A 12201-nucleotide genomic window follows, 5' to 3' on the forward strand; every position below is an offset into this window, starting at 1 on the left:
TTTAAGGAAAGCTTTTTGTGAATTTACTTTTTGCTAATTGTTGCAATGACGTGTTCGGCACCGAAGTTCGGGAGCCCAATTGCTGTCAAAAGCTTGCTAATCTTGTGGTAGCTTTGGAAGTGCAGATTTTCAATCTTGAACCCTTCCTTGCGGCACAAAGTGTAGAAGTCCTTGAGCGTGAGCACACGAATGTTCGGCGTATCGTACCATTCGTAGGGGAGTTCCTTCGATTTTGGCATGCGCCCGTGGAGCATAAGGCTTCCGCGCGTTGTCCAATGTCCAAAGTTCGGGAACGTGACAATAACTTTCTTTGCGATGCGCAAAAGTTCGTTCAACAGTGCGACTGGATCGCGGATTTCTTGAATCGTGCGGTTGATGATGGCGTAGTCAAAGCTTCCATCCTTGATGTCCTTGAGCCCGCTTTCGTCAAGATCTCGCTGAATCACTTGTACGTCATTTTCAAGGCAATCGAGAATTCCCTTGATATTTTTTTCGATACCAAAGCCGGTGACCTTCTTCTTTTGGATAAGGTAATCCAGCAGATCGCCGCTGCCGCAACCGAGGTCGAGCACATGGCTCCCTTCCTTCACGAGCTTGCCCATAAGGTCAAAGTCGTTCTGGTTGTGGAATACAGGCACCGCTTGCGTTCCGTTTTCCGGAATGATTTTGGAATCGAGGAAGCGGCCCACAGCCTTTCCGAGCTCGCCGACTTCAATCAAGAATCCGTCATGGCCAAATTGCGTGTCGAGTTCGAGACTTGTGACCGATTTTCCATCGTTCAAAAGGGCGCTTGTGATGCGGCGGCTTTCGTGCGGCGGGAAAAGCCAGTCTGTCGAAAGGTTTACGTTCAAGACTTCGGCCTTGATATCCTTGAAGGCGTTTTCGATGGAGCCGTATTCCGTTTCGAGGTCGAATGCGTCGGTCGCATGGGCGATGTGCAAATAACTGTTCGCGTCAAAGCGGTCAACGAACTTTGTTCCCTGATAACGTAAATAGCTTTCGATGGGGAGTTGCAGATCGAACGGCGTCGTGTAAGTTACGGCGTGGTTCCTGTTTTCTTGGTCTTGGGCGCGCTTGAACTTCTTCTCCATGCCAACGGCAGAGAGATACGTGATGTGCGCAAGTTTGCGGGCGTTGGCAAGGCCTATATCCGGACGAGTCTTACCTTCTTCGTAATAGTCGCCGCCGTGGAAGTTCGGGTCTTGTGTAATCACATCGCGGGCCACGACTTCGAAACCGAGAGCCTGGCTCGAAAAGCGCGGAGAACTTGCGATGATGATGATGCGCTTCACTTGTTCAGGGTAGTAGATGGCCCACTTCATGGCCTGGAAGCCGCCCATGGAACCACCGATAACGCTGTAGAATTCCTTGATGCCGAGATTGTCGGCAAGTTCCTTTTGCGCATGAACCATATCGCCTATCGTAATGGTAGGGAAGGTGCTGCCGTAAGGCTTGCCCGTGCGCGGATTGATGGTTGCGGGGCCTGTAGAGCCTTTGCATCCGCCGAGGATGTTGCTGCAAACAACAAAGAATCTGTCTGTATCGATAGCTTTACCAGGTCCGATGAGTTCGTCCCACCAGCCGGGTTTCTTGTCATTTTCGGTGTACCAGCCGGCGGCGTGCGCATCGGCGGTTAACGGCGAACAAACCCACACGGCGTTATCACCGGCGGCGTTCAGCGTGCCATAGGTCTCGTAACGGAGGGTGAGGGCGGGGAGCGTCTTGCCGCTTTCCAACAAAAAGCCATTCTCACCATAATCCTTATTAAAATCCTTCGGGACGACGGGACCAAACGATTTATGCAAATATTCACTCATATGCATAAAAGATAGTAAAGTTTTAGTAGGAAGTAGACGGTAGACAGTAGGAAGAGATGGATCTTTCGCAGATTGCCTTACTGCAATAGTTTTTGTTTATTATTGCCTATAAAACGAACTGAGCATAAATGAGGTCGGCACGTTGTGCCTCTGGGCTCGCTTCGCTTTGGGCTATGAGGTCTGTTGGAATCGCAAGCATTTTCTGCGACACTCGTTTTGCTCGTTATTGGGATGAAGTTTGGCAGCGAAGATGCGATTATAAAAACTTCCTACTTCCCACTTCCTACTAAATTGTAAATTCTTTTTGTGCGATTTTTGTCACAATTTTCATCCTCTTTACTTTTGTAACTTGTTAATTCACATATAGTTACGGATTCTAGTTTGCTGAAATTCTTCGGAAAAAACAGATTTTACAATTGAAAATAGCTGCTACAGATGAGACGATTGTGTATGTTTTTTTGAAGTTTTCGTTGTATCAAACTAAATTTTCATTATTATATTTCTCTAAACTTGTGGGTTTTACCGGCCCTCATCCGTTTTTTTTAACTCAAAGGACAAAAATGAAACGTCTCTCTATTATTGGTATGGCTATTTTGGTCTCCAGCCTCGTTGCTTGCAACCAAGCTTCCGCTGGCGGTTCGTTCAACCAGCAGGCTCGCTTGGATAACCTTGAAAAGGATTTCAAGCAGGTCAAGGAAGAATTTGAAATCATCAAGTATGCTCTCGACAAGCGCGGAATTTCCCTCGAACAGGCTCGCGCCGAAATGGAAGCCGACAACAAGGTTTGGGACATTCCTGATGAAGATAGCCCGATTTTTGGTAACTCCAAGAACCCGAAGCTCACGATTGTCGAATTCACTGAATTCCAGTGCCCGTACTGCTCTCGCATTGCTCCGGCTATGCAGGAACTCAACAAGAAGTACCCGAACGATATCAAGTTCGTTTACAAGCACTTCCCGCTTAGCTTCCACTCCAACGCCAAGGCTGCAGCCGCTTCTTCTATCGCAGCTCAGAAGCAGGGCAAGTTCTGGGAATACCGCTATGCTCTCGCACCGCACTCCCGCGAACTTTCTGATTCCATCTACATCGCCGTTGCTAAGGAAGTTGGCCTCAACATTGAACAGTTCAAGAAGGACATGGTTCTCGATTCCGCTATGAACGCTCGCATCGACAAGGACTTCCAGTTGGGCGTCAAGGTTGGCGTTCAGGGAACTCCGAACTTCTACATCAACGGCAAGCGTCAGGACCGCTTCAGCCCGGATCTCGTAGAAAAGCTCCTCAAGGAAACCAAGTAAAAACGTTTTCAAGCGTACACGCTAAATCATTTGGCGTGTGCGTTTTTTCTTATTTACGATTTTAATTTAAAGATCAAAAAAAACAACAAAAGGATGCACAATATGATTAAGCAATCATTGAAAGTTGCCTCGCTCGCCGTCCTCGGTTTGAGCGTTACAGCTGCAATGGCTCAGCCGAAAAAGCCGCATCTGGCCGTTTACAAGTTCTTTGATGAACAGTATCGTCCGGGTGGATACGACTATTCTTACGGCGGAACCAGTAAGGGTGTGACTATCACTAAGTCTGGTGGTTACAAGTCCAAGGCTGCCCTCAACATCAAGCTGGACCCGAAGGAATACTCCGGTGCTTCCATCTGCCTTTACAATGAATTCTTCGACTTGAACAAGTACATGCTTGATTCCAAGGTCGAATTCATGATCAAGGGTAAGCATGGTGGCGAAGCCGTGAAGGTCGGTCTCCTCGACGAAGAAGTCTCTGACGGCAAGAAGACTCAGGTTGTGCTTCCGATGAACAAGTACATCGAAGGCGGTGCTGTTACGACGGATTGGAAGAAGGTTTCCATTCCTCTCGTGGACTTCCCGGACCGTGGTCTCTACTGGGACAACACCCGCAAGTCCGAATTCCCGTCTCGTATCGACTGGGACAAGATTGCTGAAATCCGTTTCTCCATTGACAAGAGCGCTGCAAGCGAATTCGAAGTCTGGGTGGACAACATCGAAATCGTGAAGGGCAACAAGAAGGCTGCCCCGAAGAAGCAGATGGTCTACTGGGATGAAAATAACGACGTCATCGACGGTCCGAAGAACCCGGAAAAGCTCGACGGCAAGGCCAAGACGCTCGCTACGTTCTACGATAACCAGGTCAAGGGCTTCTCTTACAGCTACGGTGGTCTCACTGCCCAGCGCGAAGCTCAGTCCAAGACTCCGGGCAACAAGAACGTGCTCGCCATGTACATTGATAACAACGACTGGTCTGGCGTGACCTACTCTCTTGGCGAAGGCAAGTTCATTGACCTTTCCAAGGTCCGCAACAAGGGCGGTCTCTACTTCTGGGTCAAGGGTAAGCTCGGCGGCGAAAAGCTCTACGTCGGTATCCTCGACAACCAGGGCAACGATATCAAGAGCCAGACGAAGGTCGGCCTCAACGACTGGATCAAGGTCTCCAAGGATTGGCAGCTTGCCAAGATTCCTCTCAAGCGCTTCACCGACAAGGGTAAGGCTTGGGACGCTAACAAGCAGGCCGAAGTCGCTAAGGACATCCAGTGGAACAAAATTCAGGAAATCCGCTTCTCCGTTGGCAAGGGTGAAAACCAGGGCGAACCGGGCAAGCCGGCTCCTGTCACGGTCTTTGTTGACCAGATCACCTTCACCGAAAACATCGACTGGATTGACCCGGATCTCAAGTGGGATTCCTTCAAGTCCAACGCTCCGGACTACGTGATTTCCGACTTCGAAGGCAAGTATGCCAAGGACAAGTGGGAACCGTCCACCGGTCCGAAGTCTCAGCTCAAGTTCAAGGTTGAAAACTGCGCCGAATTCAAGGGCAACTGCTTGAATATCGAACATTACCTCCTTGCTGACTGGGTTGACGTTGTGCTCGACTTGAAGAAGAATGGCCGTCCGGCTGCTGACCGCGACTGGACCAAGCACTGGGGCATCATGTTCGACGTGTTCTCCGAAAAGGCTTGGCAGTCCATCACCGTGCAGATCCAGGATGCTGGCAACGAAATCTTCGTTTCCAACGTCGGTGCTCCTAAGGGCAAGACCACCATCCTCGTTCCGTTCCGCACCTTCGGCAAGTTCCCGTACTATCAACCGCCTGACGCTGTTGAAAACGGTCTCTTCGACCTCAAGGGTGTAACCGCTCTCGACTTCAAGCCGAGTGGTGAAGGTACTGCAGGTGGCTTCAAGATTGACAACATCCGCTTGACCAACCAGCGCGAAGTCAAGGCTAAGGAACGTCCGGCTGTCATCAAGGTCTTGGTGAAGGGCGAAAAGGAAGTTCTCAACCCGGAAATCTCTGGTGGCCTCTTCGGTATCAACGCTGCCCTCTGGGATGGCGACATGCTCGACAACAAGAACTTCAAGGTTCAGACTCGCGAATTTGCTAAGCGCGTCAACCACGGCATTATCCGTTACCCGGGTGGTCTCCGTGCTGATGACGACCACTGGAAGGAAATCCTCGACAACCACGACTGGATGGTCGACACCGACGAATTCCTCGAATGGTTGAAGAAGACTGGCTCTAACGCTATGTTCACTGTGAACTTCGGTTCCGGCACTGAAAAGGAAGCCGCAGACTGGGTCAAGCACACGAACATCGACAAGAAGGCCGGCATCCTCTACTGGGAAATCGGTAACGAAATCTACGGTAACTGGCATCCGTACTACGAAAAGTATGGTAAGGACGGCGGTACCATCTATGGTAAGCGCGCTCGTAAGTTCATCGAAGCCATGAAGAAAGTTGACCCGACCATCAAGGTGGCTGTGCTCGGCGTTCTCGAAGGCGACTGGAACGAAAAGGTTCTCGCTGAAACGGGTGACATCGCTGACGGTCTTATCGTCCACCACTACCCGCAGCACTTCGGCGAAGAAAACGACTTCGCTATGCTCTCTGCTCCGCAGACCCTCACTGCAATCTACGAACGCTTGCACAAGGTCGTTGACAAGTGGACCAAAAAGTTCAATAAGGACAAGAAGATTGAACTCTGGCTTACCGAATGGAACTCTGTTGACTTCAACCCGGGCCCGCAGACCTTGTCTGTTGAAAACGGCTTGTTCGTCGCTGACTACCTCGGTATGCTCGCTACTGAAAACGTCGACAACGCTCAGTACTGGGATATCCACAACGACATCACTCCGGAAGGCGGTGACTACGGTTACTTGACCCGTTCTGGTGAAGAATGCATGAACTGCCCGCGCCCGAGCTACTGGGCTTTCCAGATGGCTTCCGACGCTCTCCGTGGCAAGCTCATGAAGACCACCATCAAGGGTGACGAAGACGCTCTCCTGACCGCTTACTACACTGTAAACGGCAACAAGAAGCAGCTCCTCCTCGTGAACAAGAGCCCGTACAGCGATTTCGATATCAAGCTCGACATCCCGGGCTTCAAGGGCAAGGCCAGCGTCCAGACTCTCGACAAGAGCTCCGAAAAGCTCAAAGAAGGCTGGGCAAACGACCCGTCCAAGAAGGCTAAGACTGTCGATATCACTAAGGGTATCAAGGTCGGCAAGCGCACCCTTACTCTCATCACTTTGCAGTAAGGTGTAGTGCCAGCTTGGAGCGTCCCGGAGTAAGTCCGGGATAAACTCCTAGCGCGAAAGGCCATGGCTTTAAAGCAAAAGGACTCCGCAGCAATGCGGGGGTCTTTTTTTGTGGAGTGGCGCTTTTGCGATATTTACAGGTTGTTTTTGCCGATACGCTTTGTGTATATTGCTCTAGGGCTTTTTTTAAAGGAGATTCCTTAAAATGATTATACGCTGCTTTGCACTCCTTTTGATAATTTATTCATGTTCATTTGCAGAATGGAATGTTGCCGATTGGCGTATATCTTTCAAGTCTGTTGTAGATAAGTTTGCAAAGTCGCAGACGGTGGCACAAAAATTGGAAACTGCGCCCATCGCCTACTACGGGAAGCTTATACAAAGAGAATATCTGAACCGTGATTATTTCGAGATGCGTAGCTCGGAATTCGAAAAGAATTATCCTGAGGTGTACCAAACTTTTATGGGCTGGTCGGAGTATAAGCAAAATCAGCAGAAAGAACGCCTGATGCAAGCTCCAGCAACGTTCCAGCAGATGTTTGAAGAACGTTACTCCTCAATGGCTGTGCGGGGCTTTTTCCTTGTGCACGATGAAATCCGTGTGGACAAAGTCTATGACAAGGAAACTAAAACGTGGGTGACGCCAAAGTCTGGCGAAGAGAAAAAGGAACTGTTTTCGTTTGCATACGTCGGACCGGATATTTCAAAAGATTCATCGTGGAAATTTTCGCAGAGAATGATGAGCCTTTTGCCAGAGACCGAAGATCTGGTAAAACCGACTAAAAGAATCTTCTTTTTGGATGGATTTTCTGAGGAGTGCTATTCTTTGATGGATGCTCCGCTTCTTGAACAGTTGCAATATTATCCGCACCGGATGAAGTATGATATTGACCCCAATGCCGTGAATTTCCAGAAAAGTGAACCTGTTGTCGCAACGATGCCTAGACCGGATCATGCGCCTGTTGCTCGCTCTGTTGGTTCGTTTGGCTTTAACGCATATGCCGATTTTGGGCGACCGTTTTTGGTCGGCGATTTCCCAGATTTTGATCCGTTATTTTATCTAGGATTTGGTTTTAATGTTTACTTTGGCGACTGGTTTGGCGGGATTGGGTTGAGTATCCGCAATTTGGATGCCAAGTGCGATTCCTGCGGCACGGGCGATTTTGGAGCCCATGTAGAGTTCGGCTATCGGTGGCTGAAAAAGGATTATATCGAAAGTGGCGTCTGGGGCAATCTCGGTTTTTCGGCGATAGAAGTTCCTCCGCAAAAAGGTATTGAGGATTCGGAGTATCAACATGAGCGTTATTTCCGCTATGGATTTGGCGTTTATGCCGAGGCTCTTTTCCCGAAGCTTGTTGTAAAACCTGTCGAAAGCTTAGAGAGACGCGAAATCAAGAATCGTTTTGGAGCACGTTTAAAGCTTGGCTTGCAGAACATGAATGTTTCAGAAATTGGGCATGCCAAGGGCTTTTCGCCATTCGTATCGCTTGGATTCACGTGGCATTTGATTAGTTTGGGCAAATAAGTATTTTGAGTAAAGTGCAGAGCATTTGCACTTTGTATGTTAATATTTGGCAACAAATGTAATATTTTACAAATTAATATTATATTTAAAATACGTAAAACTTACAAAAATTAAATTTATATCCACAAGGGGAGCCGGTGAAACCGATAAAACAAAAGTTGGCGGGCAAGAAAGTTGCCGTTCTAGTTGAAACGGAATACATTCCAGACGAAATTAAACAATACCAATCGTTTTTTGGTGCTTTGGGTGCAAAAGTCGAGTTGCTGACGTACCTTTGGGGGCAAAAAGAACGGACTATCGTCAGCGATGTGACGGAGCCGAATAAAATGCCTGAAACTTTAGTGGTGAGCAAGGATGTTTCCGATGCTAATCCTAATGATTACGCCATCGTGCTGTGTGCTGCCAACTACGTCGCTTGCCGTTTGCGCGAAATTCCTCCAATGGGAAGTCTCGGAAGCGCAGAAGAGCTCCGCTCTCCATCTGCAGTGCGGTTTATGGCAAGTGCCATGATGAACCCCAGTATCGTCAAGGGATTTCTTTGCCATGCCTTATGGCTAATGACTCCATGTCCGGAACTTTTGAAGGGGCGCAAGGTCATATGCCATACGGTCGTGCTTTCGGATGTTGTGAATGCAGGTGCTGTTTTTGTTCCCGACGAATCGCATGTTTACGCTGATAGGGATTTGGTAACGGGCAGATCTGCGGCTGACTTGAAGGTTTATTGTAACAAAATAATCAAAACATATGAGGTAATCAACAAATGATAATAAGCGAAAAAGGCTTCGATGTAGAAAAATTGCTCAATGATGCAATATCGCCGCAGGTTTGGAAAGATCATGTCGTCCGTGATCTCATGAAGTTTTGGGATAAGCCCGATATTACGGATATGAATGACGGACTTTTCCCGACTTACGTCACGAACGATGGTCGTGTTATCCCGGAGGATGCTTCGTCGACAGAATTTGATGCCGCAAAGAATTCGAAAGATACTGAGGGGTTGGTCGATCGCGGCAATATTTACATTAGGGCACATTCCCGCCTTACTTATGCTTTCGGGATTGCCTTCCACATGACCGGCAAGAAACATTATCTTGAAATTTGCCGTAAGGGAGCCATGGCGTTGATGGAGGCTTTCGATGGCAATTACGGGATGCATGTCACCAAGAATATTAAGAGTGGCCAGTTCGATAAGGATTACTTATGCAGAACAAGTCAGGATTTGGCTTACGGATTGACTGGCCTTGGAATGTATTATTTCTTGACGCATGACAAAACGGTTCTGTACCGTATTCTCCAGCTGAAGGATTATATTTTCTGCGTCTATATGGACGATGCTAGGGGCTACTTGACGTGGTTACCAAGCAAGCTGAAAGATAGTGAAGTTCAAATTGTGGCTCAGCTCGATCAGCTTTACGCCTACATGCTTATGCTTACGCCTGCGTTGCCCGAGCCTTTCAAGTCCCAGTGGAAAAAGGACATGAAGAAGATTGTGGATATTCTTATAACGCAGTTCTACAGCGAGCGCTATAAGTTCTTCTGGGGTGTTGACAGTGATGCTCGTTCTATGCAGCTTGGAACGGACCATACCGATTTCGGTCACTCTGTCAAGACTTTCTGGGTGATATTGAAGGTTGGCGAATTGATTGGCGAACCGTTCTACATCCAGTTTGCTAGGGAAAATATTGACAAGATTTTGAAAGAAGCCTACTTGAAAGAAAATGGCTCATGGGCTAGGCGGTTTAAAAAAGGTAAGGAACTTGACGTGGATAAGGAATGGTGGATTCTTGCCGAACTAGACCAGGCTGCTGAAATTTTGGCTATCCACGATCCAACGTATTATGAATATTTGAACCATACGCACAGGTATTGGTTCGATTATATGGTCGATAAGGAAAATGGTGAAATTTGGCACTATGTTGACGGAAAAACAAATAAGCCGTTGATCAATTATCCTAAGGCGCACAATTGGAAAACATCCTTGCATAGCTTTGAACATGCGTTGTTTGGCTATATGACGGCAAGTATGGCTAAGGATGAAGATTTCGATCTCTATTATGCTCTGCCTGAATGGGAATCGATTACACAAGATTCTGTGGCGCCTTATATGTTTGCTGCAAATCTTTTAGGTGATGCTTTGATTGAAGTTCCAACCTTTATGCCAGACGGCAACAAGATTTGCAAGGCGACATTTAATTCGTTGCATTAAAATATTTTATTCAAATAGCTCTCGAAAATTCGGGGGCTTTTCTGTTTATTGAAAGCTTGGCTTTGGGCTGAGCTTTTTCTATCTTTTGGCGCATGCAAAACGAAAATTTCGAAGAAAAAATCAAGGGTAACCCGATTGCCCTTTTGCCGGTCGCCGTGTTCTTGGTGTTGTACCTGGGACTTGGCATTACATTTGAATACATTCTCCATATTTCGATGGGTTTCTATAACATTCCCATCGTGGCGGCTTTCTTGATTGCGATTTTTGTCGCATGCATGCAGAACCGCAAATTGAATTTTGACAAGAAGATGAATATCATGGCGGGGGCGCTGGGCGACCGCAACATTTTCTTGATGATTCTCATTTTCCTTTGCGCGGGCATTTTCGCGGGAATTCTTGGGCGTTCGAGCGCTTCGGCAGCTGCTTACTTGCTGTTGGATTTTATCCCGGCGCAGTTTGCGGTGGTTGTGCTGTTCCTGGTAGCGGCGTTCGTCTCTACGGCGATGGGAACCTCGGTAGGTACGATTGCGGTTGTTTCGCCGATTGCGGTTGAGGTGGCCCAGATGGCGGGGTTCGGTGTCCCGTTTTGCGTGGCGACGGTGATTGGTGGCGCGATGTTCGGCGACAACTTGAGCTTTATTTCGGATACGACGATTGCGGCAACTTCGACGCAGGGCTGCAAGATGAAGGACAAGTTCCATGTGAACTTTATTATCGCGCTCCCGGCGGCGCTTGTGGCGGTGGTGATTATTACGGCGATTTCGTTTGCGACGAAGGCTCATGCGGTTGCGGAAAATCCTTACAGCCTGGTGCAACTGATTCCGTACGTTTTGGTGTTGGCGCTTGCGCTCACGGGCATTAACGTGTTTACGGTGTTACTTGTTGGCATTGTCGCGGCTTCGGTGATCATGGTCGGTTTTGGTCCGCTTGACATGATGGGGCTTTTGCAGAACATCGGGAACGGCATTTCGGGCATGTACGAGACGATTCTTGTGGCGGTGCTGGTGAGTGCATTGTGCGGCCTTATCCGCATTCATGGCGGTTTTGCCGCGTTGCTCGATTTCATCCATAAGGTGTTCAAGGGCCACCGTAGCGGGCAAGTGGGTGTTGGCCTTTTGGTGAGTGCGCTCGATGTGGCGACGGCAAATAACACGGTTGCTATTGTGATGGCTGGCCCGATTGCAAAGCAGATGGGCGATGAATACCGCATTTCGCCGAAGAAGACGGCTTCGCTTTTGGATATTTTCAGTTGCGTGGTGCAGGGCATTTTGCCTTACGGTGCGCAGATGTTGGTGGCGCTTGCGGCGATTTCTACGGCCTTGCCGAATGCAAATGTGAGTGCGTTTGACCTTATTCCATACATGTTCTATCCGTTCCTGTTGCTCATAAGCGTGCTCGTGTTCATTGCGATTTCGCCTCGCAAGAAAAAGGACTTGAACGGATAAAAATTCGAACGCTTTGCGTTTCCACAAAGTTTTTTGAAGAACGACTCAGGGATTTTGATTCCTGAGTTTTTTTGATTGACTGTGGGGGAGGATGGAAAATAAAAACACCATCTCATTGAGATGGTGTTTAGTGGATGATGCAGGGGTCGAACCTGCGACCCGCTGATTAAGAGTCAGCTGCTCTACCAACTGAGCTAATCATCCATAGTCGCCTTCCAGCAATGTCTTTTTGCAAAAATCAAAAGTCGCAGTTTCAAAGTTCGTTAGACGCTTAGCTTTGTCTGACGCTTTTGTATTTGCAGCACCTTGCCTTGCGGTTTAGTGCTTAGTGGATGATGCAGGGGTCGAACCTGCGACCCGCTGATTAAGAGTCAGCTGCTCTACCAACTGAGCTAATCATCCATAGTCGCCTTTCAGCAATGTCTTTTTGCAAAAATCAAAAGTCGCAGTTTCAAAGTTCGTTAGACGCTTAGCTTTGTCTGACGCTTTTGTATTTGCAGTACTTAACCTTGCAGTTCAGTACTTAGTGGATGATGCAGGGGTCGAACCTGCGACCCGCTGATTAAGAGTCAGCTGCTCTACCAACTGAGCTAATCATCCATAGTCGCTTGGACGCGCTCAATTTTAGAAATATCATAAAGAATTGGCA

General features: G+C 48.2%; 7 protein-coding genes and 3 tRNA genes. 6 read left to right on the forward strand and 4 right to left on the reverse strand.

From position 1 onward, the window contains the following. Positions 1-23 precede the first annotated feature (23 nt). Positions 24-1817: a homoserine O-acetyltransferase gene (locus HUF13_RS09245; RefSeq protein WP_304039019.1), complete on the reverse strand. Its 1794-nt coding sequence runs from the start codon at positions 1815-1817 to the stop codon at positions 24-26. A 560-nt stretch (positions 1818-2377) separates the two neighbouring features. Between HUF13_RS09245 and HUF13_RS09250 the strand changes: the two genes are divergently transcribed. The 6 genes from HUF13_RS09250 (at position 2378) to HUF13_RS09275 (ending at position 11552) form a co-directional block, all read left to right on the forward strand. Further along, the gene (locus HUF13_RS09250; protein ID WP_173474854.1) at positions 2378-3112 is read left to right on the forward strand and encodes a thioredoxin domain-containing protein; all 735 of its coding nucleotides are present in this window, start codon (positions 2378-2380) and stop codon (positions 3110-3112) included. A gap of 102 nt (positions 3113-3214) precedes the next feature. Beyond that, positions 3215-6376 carry a carbohydrate binding domain-containing protein gene (locus HUF13_RS09255; RefSeq protein WP_173474855.1) on the forward strand — a complete coding sequence of 1054 codons (3162 nt, stop codon included), beginning with the start codon at positions 3215-3217 and terminating at the stop codon, positions 6374-6376. Between the two features lie 205 nt (positions 6377-6581). Continuing rightward, positions 6582-7901: a hypothetical protein gene (locus tag HUF13_RS09260; RefSeq protein WP_173474856.1), complete on the forward strand. Its 1320-nt coding sequence runs from the start codon at positions 6582-6584 to the stop codon at positions 7899-7901. 137 nt (positions 7902-8038) lie between these two features. Further along, entirely contained in the window at positions 8039-8665 is a 627-nt protein-coding gene (locus tag HUF13_RS09265; protein ID WP_173474857.1) for a DJ-1/PfpI family protein, read from the forward strand. Next, the gene (locus tag HUF13_RS09270; RefSeq protein WP_173474858.1) at positions 8662-10107 is read left to right on the forward strand and encodes a hypothetical protein; all 1446 of its coding nucleotides are present in this window, start codon (positions 8662-8664) and stop codon (positions 10105-10107) included. Before HUF13_RS09265 ends, HUF13_RS09270 begins: the two co-directional genes overlap by 4 nt. A 92-nt stretch (positions 10108-10199) precedes the next feature. Beyond that, entirely contained in the window at positions 10200-11552 is a 1353-nt protein-coding gene (locus tag HUF13_RS09275) for a Na+/H+ antiporter NhaC family protein (protein WP_173474859.1), read from the forward strand. 131 nt (positions 11553-11683) lie between these two features. Here the strand turns inward: HUF13_RS09275 and HUF13_RS09280 are convergent. The 3 genes from HUF13_RS09280 to HUF13_RS09290 all read right to left on the reverse strand — a co-directional run bounded on the left by HUF13_RS09280 (position 11684) and on the right by HUF13_RS09290 (position 12152). Then, positions 11684-11756, reverse strand: a tRNA-Lys gene (locus tag HUF13_RS09280). Positions 11757-11881: 125 nt separating this feature from the next. Further along, positions 11882-11954: transfer RNA gene (locus tag HUF13_RS09285), tRNA-Lys, on the reverse strand. Positions 11955-12079: 125 nt separating this feature from the next. Further along, positions 12080-12152, reverse strand: a tRNA-Lys gene (locus tag HUF13_RS09290). Positions 12153-12201: the final 49 nt, after the last annotated feature.

Source organism: Fibrobacter succinogenes (assembly GCF_902779965.1).
In the GTDB taxonomy this organism is placed as follows: Bacteria; Fibrobacterota; Fibrobacteria; order Fibrobacterales; family Fibrobacteraceae; genus Fibrobacter; species Fibrobacter succinogenes_F.

Coding starts and splice junctions, on each gene's coding strand:
- HUF13_RS09275 (WP_173474859.1), top strand. CDS start 10,200: ATGCAAAACGAAAATTTCGAAGAAAAAATCAAGGGTAACCCGATTGCC.
- HUF13_RS09260 (WP_173474856.1), top strand. CDS start 6,582: ATGATTATACGCTGCTTTGCACTCCTTTTGATAATTTATTCATGTTCA.
- HUF13_RS09250 (WP_173474854.1), top strand. CDS start 2,378: ATGAAACGTCTCTCTATTATTGGTATGGCTATTTTGGTCTCCAGCCTC.
- HUF13_RS09245 (WP_304039019.1), bottom strand. CDS start 1,817: ATGAGTGAATATTTGCATAAATCGTTTGGTCCCGTCGTCCCGAAGGAT.
- HUF13_RS09270 (WP_173474858.1), top strand. CDS start 8,662: ATGATAATAAGCGAAAAAGGCTTCGATGTAGAAAAATTGCTCAATGAT.
- HUF13_RS09255 (WP_173474855.1), top strand. CDS start 3,215: ATGATTAAGCAATCATTGAAAGTTGCCTCGCTCGCCGTCCTCGGTTTG.